The following is a 17,617-nucleotide window of genomic DNA, read 5'->3' on the forward strand; positions in this document are numbered from 1 at the left end:
AGGTCAGCCCCGGTCCAGCAGCAGGACCGCCACGTCGTCGGTCAGCTCCCCGCCGTTGAGGTCGTGGACCTCGCCCAGCGTGCCGTCCAGGAGCGCCTCTCCACGCTCACCCGTCGCGAGCCGCCGGGCCACGATGTCGATCATGCCCTCCTGGCCCAGCCGGGGGCGCCCCGGGCCGACGTGGCCCTCGATGAGCCCGTCGGTGTACATCATCAGCGACCACCGGCCGCCCAGCTCCACCTGCCGGCGCGGCCAGCGCGCCTGCGTCAGCAGGCCCAGCGCGGGGCCGCTCTCGTCGTAGGGCAGCAATCGCGGCGCCGAGCCGCCGCCCGCGATGATCAGCGGCGACGGGTGCCCGGCCAGGCACACCCCGGCCCGCCGCCCGTCCGGCGCGATGTCGACGGTGCACAGCGTGGCGAAGACCTCGTCGCTGGCCCGCTCGTGCTCCAGCACCTTCTGGAGCGTGCCGAGAAGCTGGTCGCCGCAGAGGCCGGCGAAGGTCAGCGCACGCCAGGCGATGCGCAGTTCGACGCCGAGCGCTGCCTCGTCGGGTCCGTGGCCGCACACGTCACCGATCATCGCGTGCACGGTGCCGTCGGCGGTGCGGACGGTGTCGTAGAAGTCGCCGCCGAGCAGGGCGCGGGAGCGGCCGGGCCGGTAGCGGGCGGCGAACCGCAGGTCGCTGCCGTCGAGCAGCGGTGTCGGCAGCAGGCCGCGTTCGAGCCGGGCGTTCTCCTCCGCCCGGATCCGGGACTCGGTGAGCTGCCGCTGTGCCAGGTCGGCGCGCTTGCGCTCCACGGCGTAGCGCACGGCGCGGCCGAGCAGCCTTCCGTCCAGCTCGTCGCGGAAGAGGTAGTCCTGCGCCCCGACCCGTACGGCGGCCGCCGCCCGTTCGGCGTCGGCGCCGTCGGTGAGGGCGACCACCGCGTGCCGCGGCGCGAGCCGCAGCACGCGCCGCAGGGTGTCCAGCTCGTCGCCGCCCGCGGCGCCGCCCTCCTCGTCGCCGTCACCCGTGGCGTCGGGGGCGACGAGGGGCAGCTCCAGGTCGAGCAGGATGCACTGGACGTCGTCGGTGAGGAGGCGTTCGGCCTCGGTGAGGTTGCGGGCGGTGCGGGTGCGGATGGGGCGCCCGTCCAGCAGCGCGGGCACGCTGAGGGCGCTCGCCGGGTCGTCCTCGATGACGAGGAGCATCAGCGCGCTGTCGGACCCTCCCCCGGGGCCCTCCGGGCCGCGACGGCCCTCGGGCCCTTCTCGGTCCGTAGGACCGGGAGCGGGCCCGCCCTGTGACGGAATGGCCGCGATGGGCCCGGCCGTCGTGTCGTCCCGCTGCACGGGTGCCGGCATGTTCGAAGCTTCCCTTCCCTCCCCCCGAGGGCGCGGCGCCCGTGGTCGCGGACGCCGTGGCGACCTTAGCGCCCCCGGACGCCGGTACGGAATGCCTGATCGTCAACATGCCAATGCCATATGCCACATGTCACGGTGCAGGCGTACGGCACCGGCCGGACGTTTCGGCGCACGGCGTCACTTGTCGGGACGTACCACGCCCAGGATCGGGTACGAGCCGGCACCCTCGACGGTGATCTGCCGCCCGGTGCGCGGCGCGTGCACCATCACGCCGTCGCCGAGGTACATGCCGACGTGGCTGGCGTCGGACTTGTAGACGATCAGGTCGCCGGGGCGCATGTCCTCCACGTCCACGCGCGGCAGCCGCCGCCACTGTTCCTGCGAGGTGCGGGGGATGGTCACGCCCGCCGCCTCCCAGGCGCGCATGGTGAGGCCGGAGCAGTCGTACGTCGTCGGCCCCTCGGCGCCCCACTCGTAGTCCTTGCCCGTCTGGGCGGTGGCGTAGGCGAGGGCCTTCTTCCCCTGGGCGGAGGCCTTGCCGTCGATCTCCTCCAGCACGCCGGTGCGCAGCCACCGCAGTTGGCGCGCGTACGCGGCCTGGCGTTCGAGCTCACGCAGCTGCTCGCGCTGGTCGGCGGCGAGCCGGGACTCCAGACGTTCGGCCTTCTTCAGCTGCTTCTCGACGCGCTTCTTCCCGGCGGCCTTCCGCTCGCGGTTGCGTTCGAGGTCCCGGTAGCGCTCCTTGGCGTCGCGGGTGTAGCCCTCGAGGCGGTCCTCGGTGTCAGTGAGCGAGGTGACCAGGGACGTGGCCGCATGGTGGCCCTGGCGGGCGAGCCCGGCGTCGCGGAGGAAGGACTCCGGGTCCTCGGAGAGCACGAGCCGGGCGGTGGCGGGCAGTCCACCGCCACGGTACTGGGCGCGGGCGAGGGCGCCGGCCTGCTTCGTCAGCTTCGCCAGCTGCCGCTTCGTCGAGGCGACGCGGCGTTCGAGGTCGTCGATCTTCTCGCGCTGCTTCTCGGCCTTCGTCTCCGCGGCGTTGAACGCGTCGGTGGCCGAGCCGGCACGGTCGTGCAGGCGCTGGATGCGCTTGCGCAGGTCTGCCAGTGACTCCTCACCGCCGTCGGCCGTGCCGTTCCCGTCGGCACCGGGGTCACCGCCGGGTGCGTCGTCCGCCGTGTCGCCGGCGGGGGCGTCGGGGTCGCTGCCGGCCGTCTCGGGGGTGGGCGTCGCGGGGGACCAGTGGTCGTCGCCGGCGCCGCCGCTCGTCCCGCCGCCCGGTCCGCCGGGGGCGTCGGCCGAGTCGCCGCTCCCGCCGCCGGGTTGATGCGGGGTGGGAGGAACTCCCGGCGAGGGCTGGGGAGTCGGCGCGTCCGCAGCGGCCGCCGTCTGGCGCGCCGCCACCGGGCTCGCCGGTGCCGCGTAGGCGGCGCCGACGGTGGCCGGCCCGCCGAGCACCGCCAGCACGCACGCCACCGCCAGCGTCGTACGCCGCCCCAGCCCGCCGTCCGTCCCGCGTCCGCCGTCGGTCCCGCGTCCGCCGCCGTCCGACGCGCGCCCGCGCGCGTCGGGATGCCGTTCCGGTCTCCGCTCCGGCACGGTCCCCCCTCGCCTCAAGATTCGCCTGCCGCACGGTACGACGCCCGGAGGGGCCGTACGGATGTACGGGTGTGCGGATCGTCCCACGCGGAGCCCCGGACCGACAGACCGCGGCGACGGACCGCGGGGACGCAGAGGCCCACGCCGGGCACCCTCCGTCGCCGGAACCCGGCCGCACGGACGCCAGGTCTCGGCGGGATCACGAGAGCCACCACGCCGACGGGCGAGGTTCACCTGTCGTTCACTCTCGCCCGTCGGCGGCTTCACCTGCTCTGCCTAACTTCGGCATCGAAGCCGGCGCGACGCCGTGCCGCACCACGCGGTCCGCCCGCACCGGCTGAACAGTCGGCTGAACAGCCGGACGCACTCAGAAACCACTCCGCTTGCCCGACCCCACCGGCGAGCACCTGGGAAGGAAGATCCGACAGTGAAGCTTCAGCGCACGAACCGGCTCCGGTCCCTCGCCGCCGGCGCGGTCGCCGTCTCCGGTGCCCTGGTCCTGACGGCCTGCGGCACGGACACCCAGTCCGGTCAGCAGGGGCAGAACGCCCAGCCTGTCGGCGACATCGCGTGCGAGGGCAAGGGCAACCTGCTGGCCTCGGGTTCCAGCGCGCAGGCCAACGCCATGGACGTCTGGATCAAGAACTACCAGTCCGCCTGCGCCGAGACGAAGGTCAACTACAAGCCGACCGGCTCCGGCGCGGGCATCCAGGAGTTCCTCCAGGGCACCACCGCCTTCGCCGGCTCCGACTCCGCCCTGGAGCCGGAGGAGATCAAGCAGTCGCAGAAGATCTGCAAGGGCGGCCAGGCGATCGACCTGCCGATGGTCGGCGGCCCGATCGCGGTCGGCTACAACCTGCCGGGCGTCGAGAACCTGGTCCTGGACGCCGAGACCATCGCCAAGATCTTCGACTCGAAGATCACCCAGTGGGACGACTCGGCGATCAAGAAGCTGAACCCGGACGCCGACCTGCCGTCCACCAAGATCCAGGCGTTCCACCGCTCGGACGACTCCGGCACCACCGACAACTTCACCAAGTACCTCAACACCGCCGCGCCGGACGCCTGGACGTACGAGCCGGCCAAGCAGTGGGCCGCCAAGGGCGGCCAGTCCGCGGACGGTTCGTCCGGCATCGCGACCAACGTGAAGCAGAACGAGGGCGCCATCGGCTACTTCGAGCTGTCGTACGCCACCGGCAACGAGATCCCGGCCGTGGCCCTCGACACCGGCGCCGGAGAGCCCGTCCAGGCCACCACCGCGAACGCCTCGAAGGCCATCGCCGAGGCCGAGATCGTGGGCCAGGGCAAGGACCTCGCCCTGGAGCTCGACTACACCACCAAGGCCGAGGGCGCGTACCCGATGGTGCTGGTGACCTACGAGATCGCCTGCGACAAGGGCAACGACAAGGCCACCCTCGCCGCGACCAAGTCCTTCCTGAACTACATGGCGAGCGAGGACGGCCAGAAGGCCATCACCGACATCGACTACGCGCCGATGCCCGAGGAGATCATCACCAAGGTCCGGGAGACCGTCGACGGCCTCTCCTGACGCGTCCGGCCCGCGAGCCGGCCGACCGACCGCAACCGAAGCACGCGCGCCGGTCCGGAGTGAGTGGAGTGACAACGGGGGGGAGCGGCCGTCGCGCCGCTCCCCCGCACCCGCTCCGGCCGCGCCCCATCCGGTGCACCGCCGCCCGGGAGATCCCCCGCCACGCGCAGGGACTCCCCACCAGACCGGAGACGAACCCATGACTCTCGACTCACCGTCCACCACATCCCCACCCCGGCCGGACACCGCGTCCGCGCCCGCCGCGGACGCCGGCCTGCGCAAGGGCCGCCCCCGTCCCGGTGACCGCATATTCAGCGGCCTCGCCCGGGGCTCCGGGATCACGCTGCTGCTCATCATGGCCTCGATCGCCGTGTTCCTCAGCGTGCAGGCCGTCGTCGCGCTCGAAGCCAACGAGGGGAACTTCCTCACCACCTTCGAGTGGAACGTCAACGCGGAACCGCCGGTCTTCGGCATCGCGGTCCTCGCGTACGGCACAATCGTCACGTCCCTCATCGCGCTGGTCCTCGCCGTGCCGGTCTCCGTCGGCATCGCGCTCTTCATCTCGCACTACGCGCCGCGCCGGCTCGCCGCCCCCGTCGCGTACGTCGTCGACCTGCTCGCCGCCGTCCCCTCCGTGGTGTACGGCCTGTGGGGCTTCCTCTTCCTGGTGCCGCACCTGGAGGGCCTCTACCTCTGGCTCGACGACTACTTCGGCTGGACGGGGATCTTCCAGTACTCCGGGGGCGCCCCCCGCACGCTCTTCGCCGCGGGCATCCTGCTGGCGATCATGATCATTCCGATCGTCACCAACGTCTCCCGCGAGGTCTTCCGGCAGTCGCCGAAGATGCACGAGGAGGCGGCGCTGGCGCTGGGCGCCACCCGCTGGGAGGTCGTCCGCACCGCCGTCCTGCCGTTCGGCCGCTCCGGTGTGATCAGCGCCTCCATGCTCGGCCTCGGCCGCGCGCTGGGCGAGACGATGGCCGTCGCGCTGATCCTCTCCCCGAGCTTCGACATCCGGGCGAGCCTGCTCAACCCCGGCGGCGGCACGTTCGCGCAGAACATCGCCGCCTCCTTCGAGGAGGCCTCGCCCACGGGCGTCGGCCGCGAGGCGCTCATCGCCTCCGGGCTGGTGCTGTTCGTCATCACCCTGCTGGTGAACGGCCTGGCCCGTCTGATCATCGCCCGCCGCAAGGAGTACTCGGGGGCCAACGCATGAGCAACGCCACCACCACGAACGTCCCGCCGCCCGCCGAGCCGTCGGTGCAGCCCACGACGCTGCGCCGCCCGCGGCTCCCCCGCTGGGCGCCCGCCGCCCTCGCCGCCGGCTCCGCCGCGGCCGGAGCCGGAGCGGGCCTGGCCCTCGGCCTCCAGAGCCGCATCCAGTGGGGACTGATCGCCGCGGTCGTCTTCATCGCCGCGACGTACGCGCTGACCTCCAAGGTGGAGGGCGCCCGGCAGGCCCGCGACCGGCTGGCGACCAGCCTGGTCTGGGTCTGCTTCCTCATCGCCCTGCTGCCGCTGGTGTCCCTGCTGTGGGAGACGGTCTTCCGCGGCTCCAAGGTGCTGGACGGCTACTTCCTCACCCACTCCATGCAGGGCATCATCACCCTCGAGCCGGGCGGCGGCGCCTACCACGCACTGCTCGGCACGCTGGAGCAGATCGGCCTGACCGTGCTGATGGCCACGCCGATCGGCATGCTCACCGCGATCTACCTCGTCGAGTACGGCAAGGGACGGCTGGCCAAGGCCGTCACCTTCTTCGTCGACGTCATGACCGGCATCCCGTCGATCGTCGCGGGCCTGTTCATCCTGTCGTTCTGGATCCTGATCCTGGGCTTCGGCTACTCCGGCTTCGCCGGCGCGCTCGCCCTGACGATCCTGATGCTGCCGATCGTCGTCCGCTCCACCGAGGAGATGCTCAAACTCGTCCCGAACGAGCTGCGCGAGGCGTCACTGGCACTCGGCGTCCCCAAATGGCTGACGATCGTCAAGGTGGTCATCCCGACCGCCATCGGCGGCATCACCACGGGCGTCATGCTCGCCGTCGCCCGCGTCGCGGGCGAGACCGCGCCGATCCTGCTGCTCGTCTTCGGCGCCAACTCCATCAACGGCAACCCGTTCGAGGGCCCGCAGTCGTCCCTGCCCTACTACGTCTACCGGCAGTGGTCGCTCGGCAACGAGGCCTCCTACGACCGTGCCTGGGCGGCGGCCCTGCTGCTGATCGCCTTCGTCATGGCGCTCAACCTCGTGGCCCGCGCCATCGCGCGCTGGAAGGCGCCCAAGGCCGGCCACTGACGCCGGCCCTCCCCCACCACCTGGACCTCCCCGGGGCTCCACCCCCGGCGACCCGAGAAAGAGACCCCTCATGGCCAAGCGCATCGACGTCAGCGGCCTCTCCGCCTTCTACGGCTCGCACCGTGCCATCGACGACATCTCCCTGAGCGTCGAACCCCGCGCCGTGACCGCCTTCATCGGCCCCTCCGGCTGCGGCAAGTCGACCTTCCTGCGCACCCTCAACCGCATGCACGAGGTCACCCCCGGCGGACGCGTCGAGGGCAAGGTCACCCTCGACGGCGAGGACCTCTACGGCTCCGGCGTCGACCCGGTGTCCGTCCGCCGCACCATCGGCATGGTCTTCCAGCGGCCCAACCCGTTCCCGACCATGTCCATCTACGACAACGTCGCCGCCGGCCTTCGGCTGAACGGCAGGTTCAAGAAGTCCGAACTGGACGGCGTCGTGGAGAAGTCGCTCAAGGGCGCCAACCTCTGGAACGAGGTCAAGGACCGGCTGAACAAGCCCGGTTCCGGGCTGTCCGGCGGCCAGCAGCAGCGCCTGTGCATCGCCCGCGCCATCGCCGTCGAGCCGCAGGTGCTGCTGATGGACGAGCCCTGCTCGGCACTCGACCCGATCTCCACCCTCGCCATCGAGGACCTGGTCGGCGAACTGAAGTCGCAGTACACGATCGTCATCGTCACCCACAACATGCAGCAGGCCGCACGCGTCTCCGACCGCACCGCGTTCTTCAACCTCGCGGCGGTCGGCCAGCCGGGCAGGCTCGTGGAGGTCGACGACACGGAGCGCATCTTCTCCAACCCGACGGTCCAGGCCACCGAGGACTACATCTCGGGCCGCTTCGGCTGACGGCGCCCGGCCACGGGCCGGAAAGCCTCCCGTCGGCGGCATCACCCCGAGCAGGTGCCGCCGTGGAGGGTGGCCGCGCGGTGCTGCATGGCGGTGCCACCGCTCGCCACGCACGGGCGGGGCCGGGGAGTCCTCCCCGGCCCCGCCCTCTCGTCGTGTCCCCTCGCTCCGGTCCCGCCCGTCCGCGGGGGCTCCGCCCGGGACGGCGTCAGCCGGTGACCAGCACGAGGGCGCCGTAGCACAGCGCGGCGACCCCCGCCGCGGCCGGCATGGTGACGAACCAGCCCATCACGATGTTCTTCGCCACCCCCCACCGCACCGCGGAGAACCGCTTCGTCGCGCCCACGCCCATGATCGCCGACGTGGTCACGTGCGTCGTCGAGATCGGCGCGTGGAAGAGGTAGGACGCGGTGTACATCACCGAGGACGCCGTCGTCTCGGCCGCGAAGCCCTGCGGCGGGTCCAGCTCTATGATCCGGCGTCCCAGCGTCCGCATGATGCGCCAGCCGCCCGCGTACGTGCCCAGCGACAGCATGCCCGCGCTGGCGATCTTGACCCAGAGCGGGATGCCGTTGTGGTCCTGGACGTCGGCGATGGTGAGCGCCATCACCACGACACCCATGGTCTTCTGCGCGTCCTGAATGCCGTGGCCCAGCGCCATGGCCGCCGCCGAGACGGTCTGCGCGATACGGAAGCCGCGCTTCGCCCTGCTCGGGTTGGCCCGGCGGAACGCCCACATCAGGCCGAGCATCACCAGGTAGCCGAGCAGCATGCCGACCAGGGGCGAGAGGAACATCGGGATGACGATCTTCTCGACGACCCCGGACCAGTAGACGGCGATGCCGCCGGCCAGGGCCGCGCCGACGAGGCCGCCGAACAGCGCGTGGCTGGAGGACGACGGCAGCCCGAAGTACCAGGTGATCATGTTCCAGGTGATGGCGCCGACCAGCGCGGCGAACAGGATGGCCATCCCGCCGCCGGAGCCGCCGGTGGAGTCGCCGCCGGGCGTCTCGATGACGCCCTCGCTGACCGTCTTGGCGACGCCGCTGCCCATGAACGCGCCGGCGAGGTTCATCACGGCGGCCATCAGCAGGGCCGCCCGGGGGGTGAGGGCTCGTGTCGAGACGGACGTCGCGATCGCGTTCGCCGAGTCGTGGAAGCCGTTGGTGTAGGTGAAGAAGAACGCGACGCCTATGGTCACGACGAGGGCGAACGTGTCCACGGCCGGTCAGGACTCCTTGACCGCGATGGTCTCGACCGTGTTGGCCACGTGCTCGAAGGCGTCCGCGGCCTCCTCCAGCACGTCCACGATCTGCTTGAGCTTCATGACCTCCATGGCGTCGTACTTGCCGTTGAAGAGGTGGGCGAGCAGCTTGCGGTGGATCTGGTCGGCCTGGTTCTCCAGCCGGTTGACCTCGATCCAGTACTCGGTGAGGTGGTCCATGGTCCGCAGGTGCGGCATGGCCTCGGCGGTGAGCTCGGCGGCGCGCGCCAGCACCTCGATCTGCTGCTCGACGCCCTTCGGGAGCTCCTCGATCTGGTAGAGGACCACCAGGTCGACGGCCTCCTCCATGAAGTCCATGATGTCGTCGAGCGACGAGGCCAGCTTGTAGATGTCCTCGCGGTCGAAGGGCGTGATGAAGGAGGAGTTCAGCTGGTGGAAGATCGCGTGCGTCGCGTCGTCCCCGGCGTGCTCCGCGGCCCGCATCCGTTCGGCGATCTCGGAACGTGCGGACGACTCCGCCCCGAGCAGTTCCATCAGGAGCTTCGAGCCGGTCACGATGTTGTCCGCCGACGCGGCGAACATGTCGTAGAAGCTCGTCTCCCTGGGGGTCAGACGAAAGCGCACTGGGTGTCCTCGGTGTGAACGATTACGGACTCGATCGATGCTAGGTGAGCGCGTCCGGAGTTTCGCCCATCCGCCCTGCGTGCGGACGGCGCTCTTCCGGGCCCACTCACCTGGGCGCATCATCCAGCCACGGCGTCGTGGCGTCCACCAGTGTCGCCGATCGGGGGGAGAGCACCGGCAGCGGGATCGGACAATCGGCTACCATATACCCAGAGGGGGTATATGCCCGCACGGGTGCCCCTTTCGTCCACCCGGGAGGACCGATGACGACCGCCGACCCCACCGCCGCCACCGGCACCGGCGCCGAGGCGCCCGACGCCTGCTCCGCCCACTCCGCCACCGGAGAGCACGGCTACACCAAGGACAAGGACGCCCACCTGCGCCGGCTGCGCCGCATCGAGGGGCAGATCCGCGGCCTCCAGCGGATGGTCGACGAGGACGTGTACTGCATCGACATACTCACCCAGGTCTCCGCGTCCACCAAGGCGCTGCAGTCCTTCGCGCTACGGCTGCTGGAGGAGCACCTGCGGCACTGCGTCGCGCACGCCGCGCAGGACGGCGGGGCGGAGATGGACGCCAAGGTCGAGGAGGCCACCGCCGCCATCGCCCGCCTGCTGCGCACCTGATCGCCCCGCGGGCCCCCGGCGTCCGCCGCTCCGCCGGACGGGTCCTAGCAGCTCCGGACGGGTCCTAGCCGCGTCGGCGCTGGCACGGCACGTGGGCGGCGGGTACGCGGTCGCCCCGCGCGTCGCCCTCCCCCGGCGCCCGGCGCCGTACACGCAGCACCTCGTCGATCCGCGCGGCGCTCAGCCGCTCCGTCGTCGCCGTGGAGGCCGCGATCATCAACTCGCAGCACAGCTCTATCTCGTCCAGCGCGACGTGGTCGTGGACCGCGGAGCCGCGGTGGCCGCGCGCGCTGCCCGGCAGGTGTCCGGAGACGGACACAGGCACCCACATCACCTCCACACCACGTAGCGGCGGGGCACCCGCGACACCCGCCCGCGCTTCCAGAGTAGGGACGGAGCACCCCGCCGTGCATGGCACTTCCGAACCATTTGGCGAATGCACGGACTAGCTAGTGCTGTGGCCGGTGCGGGCGCCGGTGCCGCTGCCGTCGTCGGGGACGGCTTCGATCCGCCCGGTGTAGATGTCGGCCGGGTCCGGCATCCGCACCGTCACCGGGACGCCGAAGTCGAACAGCGTCGTGGTGGACGTCACGGACACGTCCGGGAAACGGTGCCGCACCTTCCGCAGGCGGCCCTCCCGGTCGAACCAGGCGTCGAAGGTGAACACGTCCGTCCCGAACCCCTCGGCCGCCGCGGCCAGCTCCCCGGCCGACCCTCCGCGGGCCCGTGCCGCCGCGCGCGCGGCCGCGGCGAGCGCCGCCGTACCGCTGTAGTGCCGCACGTCGGTGCCGCCGAGCCGTTCCTGCCCCTCGTACGCGACCGCGACGGCGCCGCGGAGCAGTTCCGCGGCGCGCAGCGGATCGGTGGCTCCGTTGGCCAGGAGGTTGCCGTCGGCGAGCCGGGTGGTGTCCACGCGCACCCATGTGCCGTCGGGCACGCCGGCGCCGCGGTTCTTCATGTGCAGGGCACCCGGGGTGAGGAGTTCGGTGATGGGCTCGCCGCCGGTCCCGCCGAGCTCCTCGTCGGGGGGCGTGACGACGAGCGTCCCGCGCCGGTTCGCGTAGTCGAAGCGCCCGTGGCCGGTGATGGTGACGCGGGTGCCTCCGGACGCGGTGTGCAGCGTGGTGCGGGTGCGGGAGGTACCGGCCCGCACCAGCAGATCGGCGGCCTGCCGCACGGTCGTGAGGTGGTCGTCGGCCGGCCTGTCGTCGGCGGCGGCGCCGCGTTCCGCGCACCCGGTGGACGTGACGACGACGACCGCGCCGAGCACGCCCGCCGCGGCACGCACGACCACCGCACGTCTCGGTCCGCAACTCCTCGGTCCGCGCCGCCGCGACACCATCGTGAGCCGACCCCCTTAGGCCGTCCTCTTGGGCTCGTTCGGCTTGCCCAACGAGAACCCGGGCGGACCGTCACGCCTTCACCGGGCGGCGGGGAGGCCGGAGGGCTCCGACCGGTACGGTGAGCCGGTGGCCATCGAGGACGCGACCGGCACCGTGACGGAGGATTCCGGCGGAGCCGCCGGGCACCGCCCGGAAACCGTGGAGCAGGGCGCGTTCGCCCATGCCCGGTGCAGCTGCGGCTGGCGTGGCCCGGCCCGCCGCGCCCGCGAGCGGGCCCGCGCGGACGCCGCCGCCCACCAGCCGGACGCCGGCTGACCCTCCGTTCCCGGCGCCCGCGCCGACGAGGAGGCCAGGCCCGACGACGAAGCCCGACGAAAGAGCGCCCCGCAGGTTCTTCGCCCGCGAGGCGCCCGGTGAACGAGGAGCGGGCCCCTCAGCCGCTGGACGGCTTACGCCGCCAGGTCGCGGTCCCGCCGTGCCCGTCCGGCTCCCGCGCGACCGCGCGCGCGGCCGGCGCCCGCCTTGGCGCGCCCGCCGGCGTGCGCGTCGTACGGGCCCTCCGGCTGGGGGTCGTCGTCGGTGCCACCCGCCCAGACCAGGGAGCCGGCCCGCGGTGATCCGGCGATGGCCCGCACCAGCGGGGTCAGCAGCCACGTGGCGAGCGGCGCGAGGAGCAACGCCACGGCGGTGCCGAGGGCGAGGCCGCCGATGACGTCGGTCGGGTAGTGGACGCCCATGTAGACCCGGCTGAAGGCGGCGAACACCGCGACGGCGATGCTGATCAGTCCGTACTTGCGGTGCACCATGAAGATGCCGACGGCGACGGCCATGGTGAGCGTCGCGTGGTCGCTGACGAAGGAGTAGTCGGTCTTGCCCTGGACCAGGACCTCCAGGCCCTTGTGGTCGAGGAAGGGTCTGGGTCTTTCCACCAGGTTGCGGATGGGGATGTTGACCAGCAGGGCCACACATGCGGCGAGGGGTGCCCAGATGAGACCGGAGACGGCGCCGACGGCGCTCGCCCGGTCGGCGCTGTTGCCCCGCACCCACCACCACGTCCACAGACCGAGCAGCATGACGGCGAAGACGGTGCCGTACTCGCCGACGTACTCCATCGTGAGATCGGCCCAGGTCGGCGCACGCTCGGCGAGGCCGTTGACGTCGTACAGCAGGTCGACGTCCGGGTTGTCCCATCCAGCCATCGGTACGGCCCTTCATGTGGTCGGTCGGTCGATCCGCAGTTGCTTGCCGCCCCGTGACCCCGTACCCCCGCGGTGGTGCTCGTGATAGCGGAATGCCCATTCCGCAGCAGAGAACGCGCGGATATCCACTCCGCGTTCCGCTCTCCACCGAAAGATCACCTGGACGTTATCGGAGGGTGACCCGGGCGCGCAGCCCGAGGCCTCCGCCTCACGCAGAGTTCACGTCGTCGTGTGGTACGGCTCATCCGTCCGTCGGTCGCGTGGCGCCGAAGTAGTCGGGGGTGTCGACCGGGTCGAACCTGATCGTCGCCCCCGTGTAGGGCGCGTCGATCATGTAGCCGCCGCCGACGTAGATCCCGACGTGGTGGATGGACCGGGGATCGTTCAGATCGTACGCGAAGAACACGAGGTCTCCGGGCAGCAACTCGTCCCGGGAGGGGTGCGGGCCGGAGTTCCACTGGTCGTTGGCGACCCGCGGCAGCTCGATGCCGACCGACGCGTACGCCGCCTTGGTCAGCCCCGAGCAGTCGAACCGCCCCCGGTCGGCTGCCGTGCCGTCGCCGCCCCACAGGTACGGCGTGCCCAGCTTGTCCTGCGCGAAGTGGATCGCGCCGGCCGCCTGCCGCGACGGGTCGACCCGGTCGTCGGGGGCCGCGAAGCTCTTCTCCAGCTCCTTGATCCGGTCGACGTAGTTCCGCGTCTCCTCGTACGGCGGCACCCCGCCGTACCGGATGACCGCGTACGAGCCCGCGTTGTAGGCGGCGAGCATGTTGGCCGTCGGATCGCCCGGCACGTCGTCCACGTAGCCGGCGAGCGTGCAGTCGTACTGGGCGGCGGACGGGATGGCGTCGGCCGGGTCCCACACGTCGCGGTCGCCGTCGCCGTCGCCGTCGATGCCGTGCGTGGCCCACGTGCCGGGGATGAACTGGGCGATGCCCTGCGCCTCGGCGTGGCTCTGCGCGTCCGGCTGCCAGCCGCTCTCCTGGTACAACTGGGCGGCCAGGAGCGCCGGGTTGATGGCGGGACACAGGTTGCCCCACTCCTGCACCAGCTTCTGGTACGCCGCCGGGACCGCTCCCTTGGCCAGCGTCACCGGCCCGCCGCCCAGACCGCCACGCAGGCCGGCGGCCGCGACGAACGTGCCGATCACGAGTAACGCGACGAAACCGGCCAGCAGACCGGCTCCCGCTCCGAGACCCCACCACGCTTTGCGCACGGGTCAACCATCACCGGTTACCCCGCGATGTCACAAGTCGGCGGTACAGTCGGTGTGAGACGGATCCGTCTCGGATCCAACCTTCCGATCGGGGCGGTGAGTTCCACATGATCCTGGCAGCCGAAAAGGGTGACATCACCACCATCATCGGCGGCATCGCGCCCGACTGGGGGCCGTTCGGTTCCCTCGGTCAGGAGGCGCGCGTGATGATCGAGGTGGTGATGGCCATCGCCATCCTCATCTGCCTCGGCATCGCGATCTGGGGAGCCGCCAAGCAGCGCATCGGCGCGACGGCCCTCCGCGACACCTTCAGCGCGGAGCAGGGCAAGGGCCTGATCGTCGCCGGGCTGACCGGCGTCTTCATCATCGGCTCGCTCGGCACGGTCTTCACCATCGTCTACGGTATGGCGGTCTGACCACCGGTCAGCAGCGGGTTCCGGCCTCCCGGCCTCCCGGCCCCCGGCCCGCCGGCCCCGCCGGACCGGGGGCCGCGCGGCTGCGGGGCCGTGGTGAATCCGCCCGCTCCGCGGCCGCTCGGCGTACGGTCGGCGCCATGACGCACATCGTGAACCCCGCCCTCGACGACTACCTCCTCGCCCACTGCAGCCCGGCCGAGGACGAGGTCCTGCGCGACCTCGCGGCCGAGACCCAGCGCGCCGTCCCCGGCACCACCATGCAGATCTCGCAGGACGAGGGCGTCTTCCTCGCGATGCTGGTCGGCCTCACCCGCGCCCGGCTCGTCGTCGAGGTCGGCACGTTCACCGGCTACTCGGCGCTGTGCATGGCCCGCGCGCTGCCCGCCGAGGGGCGCCTGATCGCCTGCGACGTCAGCGAGGAGTGGACGGACATCGCCCGCCGCTACTGGGAGCGCGCCGGCGTCTTTGAGCGGATCGACCTGCGGATCGCGCCCGCCGCCGAGACGCTGCGCACGCTGCCCGCCGAGGAGACCGTGGACTTCGCCTTCATCGACGCCGACAAGTCCGGCTACCCGGTCTACTACGAGGAACTGGTCGCGCGCCTGCGTCCGGGCGGCCTGATCGCGCTGGACAACACCCTCCAGGGCGGCCGCGTCGTCGACCCGGCGGACCACAGCGAGCAGGTGGTCGCCATCCGGGAGGTCAACGACGCCATCACGGCCGACCCGCGCGTCGAGTCCGTCCTGCTTCCCGTGCGGGACGGCGTGACCCTCGTACGCAAGCGCTGACCCTGCCCGGACAGGTCACGAGGTCCGCGGCCGCGCACAGCTGTTCGGGGCGGGTCTCACGCGCCGAGCGGCAGCGGCCTCGCCACGTACTCCCACCGCGTGTCGAACCACTGCTGGATCTGCTCGAACCGCGCCTCGTCCAGCGCGTCCGGCACCGGGCCCGCCGCCTCGCCCCGCACCAGCGGGAAGAGGCTGCCGTCGCTGTACAGCTCCAGCACGTCCAGCGAGGAGCCGTCCGCGGAGTTGTGCATGTGGCTGCGCCGCACCTGGTAGAAGCCGGTGAGGATCTCGCTGCCGTTGATGATGTACCGCTTCTCGCCGGGGATGGTGGGCACGCCGCGGACCTCCACGCGCACGTCGTCGACCAGGTGTTCCTCGGCGAGCGCGGTCAGCGAGTGCTCCATCGCCCCGGCGTAGGTGCGGATCACGTGCCGCAGTCGCTGCAGCGGGCGCGGGTCGTCGGGGTCGCCGATCCGGCACGGGTACGGGTGGCGCGTCTCCAGGTCCGGCAGCAGCACCCGCACGGCGACGGACTCCGGCCGGTGCTCGCCGGCCCGGATGGCCTCGGTCTGGATCTGCACCGCCTTGCTCAACTGCTCCGCCGTCAGGGCCCACACGTCCAGCCGCACGTGCCGCGCCGCGAACGCGCGGGCGATGTGGTGGCCCAGGGGCTGCAGTGTGGCGCCGCGCCGGGCCACCCGGGCGGCCCGTCCCGGGACGCCCTCCTCGATCAGCCCCTCCTCGCGGAGCACCTGGAGCGCGCTCTGCACGGTGCCGCGGCCGATGCCGTACCGGCGGCGCAGGCTCTGCTGGGTGGGGAGGTTCTGTTCCGGCGCGAGGCGGCCGTCGAGGATCAGGCCGCGCAGGTCGGCGGCCACCTGACGGTAGCGCGGGGCGGTGTCGTCCACGCCCCCGTCGCGGTCCACGGTCCCGGAATCCACCTCCCGAGGCTACAACTGCCGTGCAGGACAGCACAGATGGCTGCATCTGCCGGTCGTCCGAGCGTTCGGTCGTCCACTGCCCGGCCTGTGCCTGCGGCCTGCCGCCGCCCGGCGGTCAGGCCCGCCGGGTCGCTCTGAGATGGCAGCAGATGGTGGGGGGTAGGTGTCTCCCCCTGGGAGCCATTCGGCCAATGGGCGGCACTCGACGAGGAGTTCCTGCCAACGGGGAGACCAACCGCAGGTGCTCCGGTCCCCCCGGGTTCCCGGTTCCCGTTCCACCGGGCGCGGATCCCCGAGGAGGGTGCCATGAGTGCGCTGTTACGTACGGAACTGCTCGCGGAGGTGCTGTCCCGGGTGGCCGGCGAACTGCTGATCGCCCTGGGCTGGCGCGGCACGGCCGTCCTGGTGCTGACGGCCGTCGTCGTCCGGGCGTGCCGGCGGCCGCCGGAGGAGACGGCCGCCACCGGGCCGCGGGGCGTGGACGTGGCGTGCGTGGCCACCGTGCTGCTGGCCCTGCTGCTGATCGACGGCTGACCGGCGGGCCGTCCGCGGGAGCGGGCACCGCGGAGGCCGGCACCGCGGAGGCGCCCGTGCGGCGCCTCCCTCCCGGTCACTCCCCCGTGGGCCGGGCGATCGTCTCCCACAGCGAGTCGAACCACTGCTGCGTCTGCTGCACGTACGCCTCGGTCACCTGGTCGCCCGGCACGGCCGTGTGCCGGAAGAGCATGCCCTCCAGGCCCAGCACGTCGTAGATCTCCATCGGGTCGCGGTACAGCTCCACCCGGCGTGGCTGCACCCGGTAGTGGCCGGCCAGCACCTCCTCGCCGTTGAGGATGTACACGCGCTGCGTCGGCGTGATCGCCACCCGCCGGGCCTCGACCCGGACCTCGGGGACGATCTCGCGCACCTCCAGCATGCGCAGCGAATGGCGGAGCGAGCCGTAGATGTTGTCCATCACCTCGCGCAGCCGGGCGCGCGGCCGGGCGTCCTCCGGGTCGCCGATGACCTGCGGCAGGGCCAGGGCCCGGTCCGGGTCTGGCAGCAGGATGCGCACCCGCACCGATTCCGGCCGCGGTGCGTCGGCCGTCATGGCGACCATCGGGCCGGCCAGCGCGGAGGCCAGCGTCTCGCCGCTGGAGCAGTACGCGTCCACCGTGACCCGGTCCTGCTGGAAGGCCCGCGTCAGCCGTTCGGCCAGTTCCAGACCGGCGCTGCGCGGCAGGTGCGTCCGCGCGCGCACGGCCCGTTCGCGCTCCCGCTGCGCCCGGGACACCTTCGCGGGGGTGGGGGCGTTCGGGGTGAGGCGGCCGGACACGGCCCGCACGACTTCGGCGGACGTCCCCTGCCGGGCCCGCCTGATCAGGCCCTCGTCCTCGAGCACCTCCAGCGCCCGCCGCACGGCCCCGCGCGGCACGTCGTACTCCTCGCTGAGCCGCGCCTGCGTCGGAACCTGCTGGCCGACCCGCAGGTCGCCGCGGGAGATGCGCTGCCGCAACGCCTGCACCACGACGTCACGCGGACGCCGCTCACCACCGGCTGAATGGCTGTCACCCGACACGACCAAAACACTACAACAGGGTGCCAATGAACAGGAGTTGTACGACAGGG

19 protein-coding genes are annotated in these 17,617 nt (G+C 72.2%); 9 read left to right on the top strand and 10 right to left on the bottom strand.

All coding sequences use genetic code 11. From position 1 onward, the window contains the following. Positions 1–3 precede the first annotated feature (3 nt). Positions 4–1,344 carry a PP2C family protein-serine/threonine phosphatase gene (locus RM572_RS07415; protein ID WP_311672470.1) on the bottom strand — a complete coding sequence of 447 codons (1,341 nt, stop codon included), beginning with the start codon at positions 1,342–1,344 and terminating at the stop codon, positions 4–6. 177 nt (positions 1,345–1,521) lie between these two features. Continuing rightward, complete coding sequence (locus RM572_RS07420; protein WP_311672471.1) at positions 1,522–2,940, bottom strand: C40 family peptidase; 1,419 nt, start codon at positions 2,938–2,940, stop codon at positions 1,522–1,524. Between the two features lie 427 nt (positions 2,941–3,367). Between RM572_RS07420 and pstS the strand changes: the two genes are divergently transcribed. The 4 genes from pstS to pstB all read left to right on the top strand — a co-directional run bounded on the left by pstS (position 3,368) and on the right by pstB (position 7,631). Then, positions 3,368–4,489 (top strand): phosphate ABC transporter substrate-binding protein PstS, encoded by a 1,122-nt coding sequence (gene pstS, locus RM572_RS07425; RefSeq protein ID WP_311672472.1) that lies wholly within the window; start codon positions 3,368–3,370, stop codon positions 4,487–4,489. A gap of 199 nt (positions 4,490–4,688) precedes the next feature. Next, entirely contained in the window at positions 4,689–5,705 is a 1,017-nt protein-coding gene (pstC, locus tag RM572_RS07430) for a phosphate ABC transporter permease subunit PstC (protein ID WP_311672473.1), read from the top strand. After that, complete coding sequence (pstA, locus tag RM572_RS07435) at positions 5,702–6,784, top strand: phosphate ABC transporter permease PstA (RefSeq protein WP_311672474.1); 1,083 nt, start codon at positions 5,702–5,704, stop codon at positions 6,782–6,784. The genes pstC and pstA overlap by 4 nt, the downstream gene beginning before the upstream one ends. Positions 6,785–6,854: 70 nt before the next feature. Beyond that, on the top strand, positions 6,855–7,631 hold the full coding sequence (gene pstB, locus RM572_RS07440; protein WP_311672475.1) for a phosphate ABC transporter ATP-binding protein PstB: 777 nt from the start codon (positions 6,855–6,857) through the stop codon (positions 7,629–7,631). 208 nt (positions 7,632–7,839) lie between these two features. On the opposite strand, the gene RM572_RS07445 is transcribed toward pstB, so the two are convergent. Continuing rightward, positions 7,840–8,853, bottom strand: a complete 1,014-nt coding sequence (locus RM572_RS07445; protein ID WP_027765619.1) for an inorganic phosphate transporter — start codon at positions 8,851–8,853, stop codon at positions 7,840–7,842. Between the two features lie 6 nt (positions 8,854–8,859). Continuing rightward, the gene (locus RM572_RS07450; protein ID WP_027765618.1) at positions 8,860–9,480 is read right to left on the bottom strand and encodes a DUF47 domain-containing protein; all 621 of its coding nucleotides are present in this window, start codon (positions 9,478–9,480) and stop codon (positions 8,860–8,862) included. A 263-nt stretch (positions 9,481–9,743) separates the two neighbouring features. On the opposite strand from RM572_RS07450, the gene RM572_RS07455 reads away from it, so the two are divergent. After that, positions 9,744–10,106 (top strand): metal-sensitive transcriptional regulator, encoded by a 363-nt coding sequence (locus RM572_RS07455; RefSeq protein WP_311672476.1) that lies wholly within the window; start codon positions 9,744–9,746, stop codon positions 10,104–10,106. 64 nt (positions 10,107–10,170) lie between these two features. Here RM572_RS07455 and RM572_RS07460 read toward each other — a convergent pair whose 3' ends face one another. Further along, positions 10,171–10,437 carry a hypothetical protein gene (locus RM572_RS07460; protein WP_311672477.1) on the bottom strand — a complete coding sequence of 89 codons (267 nt, stop codon included), beginning with the start codon at positions 10,435–10,437 and terminating at the stop codon, positions 10,171–10,173. Positions 10,438–10,551: 114 nt separating this feature from the next. Then, the gene (locus RM572_RS07465) at positions 10,552–11,448 is read right to left on the bottom strand and encodes a hypothetical protein (protein WP_394813541.1); all 897 of its coding nucleotides are present in this window, start codon (positions 11,446–11,448) and stop codon (positions 10,552–10,554) included. A gap of 133 nt (positions 11,449–11,581) precedes the next feature. Here RM572_RS07465 and RM572_RS07470 point away from each other — a divergent pair, with 133 nt between their 5' ends. Then, on the top strand, positions 11,582–11,764 hold the full coding sequence (locus RM572_RS07470) for a hypothetical protein (protein WP_394813543.1): 183 nt from the start codon (positions 11,582–11,584) through the stop codon (positions 11,762–11,764). A gap of 134 nt (positions 11,765–11,898) precedes the next feature. On the opposite strand, the gene RM572_RS07475 is transcribed toward RM572_RS07470, so the two are convergent. Beyond that, positions 11,899–12,648 carry a phosphatase PAP2 family protein gene (locus RM572_RS07475; RefSeq protein WP_311672479.1) on the bottom strand — a complete coding sequence of 250 codons (750 nt, stop codon included), beginning with the start codon at positions 12,646–12,648 and terminating at the stop codon, positions 11,899–11,901. A 241-nt stretch (positions 12,649–12,889) separates the two neighbouring features. After that, positions 12,890–13,864, bottom strand: a complete 975-nt coding sequence (locus RM572_RS07480) for a C40 family peptidase (RefSeq protein ID WP_027765615.1) — start codon at positions 13,862–13,864, stop codon at positions 12,890–12,892. A gap of 107 nt (positions 13,865–13,971) precedes the next feature. Between RM572_RS07480 and RM572_RS07485 the strand changes: the two genes are divergently transcribed. Continuing rightward, positions 13,972–14,280: a hypothetical protein gene (locus RM572_RS07485; protein ID WP_311672480.1), complete on the top strand. Its 309-nt coding sequence runs from the start codon at positions 13,972–13,974 to the stop codon at positions 14,278–14,280. A gap of 137 nt (positions 14,281–14,417) precedes the next feature. Beyond that, positions 14,418–15,068: an O-methyltransferase gene (locus tag RM572_RS07490; RefSeq protein WP_311672481.1), complete on the top strand. Its 651-nt coding sequence runs from the start codon at positions 14,418–14,420 to the stop codon at positions 15,066–15,068. A 56-nt stretch (positions 15,069–15,124) separates the two neighbouring features. Here the strand turns inward: RM572_RS07490 and RM572_RS07495 are convergent, their stop codons facing one another. Further along, positions 15,125–16,009: a winged helix-turn-helix domain-containing protein gene (locus RM572_RS07495; protein WP_027765612.1), complete on the bottom strand. Its 885-nt coding sequence runs from the start codon at positions 16,007–16,009 to the stop codon at positions 15,125–15,127. A gap of 306 nt (positions 16,010–16,315) precedes the next feature. On the opposite strand from RM572_RS07495, the gene RM572_RS07500 reads away from it, so the two are divergent. Further along, positions 16,316–16,543 (top strand): hypothetical protein, encoded by a 228-nt coding sequence (locus tag RM572_RS07500; protein ID WP_311672482.1) that lies wholly within the window; start codon positions 16,316–16,318, stop codon positions 16,541–16,543. Between the two features lie 76 nt (positions 16,544–16,619). Here RM572_RS07500 and RM572_RS07505 read toward each other — a convergent pair whose 3' ends face one another. Continuing rightward, positions 16,620–17,567: a winged helix-turn-helix domain-containing protein gene (locus tag RM572_RS07505; RefSeq protein ID WP_311672483.1), complete on the bottom strand. Its 948-nt coding sequence runs from the start codon at positions 17,565–17,567 to the stop codon at positions 16,620–16,622. Positions 17,568–17,617: the final 50 nt, after the last annotated feature.

Origin of the sequence: Streptomyces hazeniae (assembly GCF_031845485.1) — a bacterium.
GTDB lineage: Bacteria > Actinomycetota > Actinomycetes > Streptomycetales > Streptomycetaceae > Streptomyces > Streptomyces hazeniae.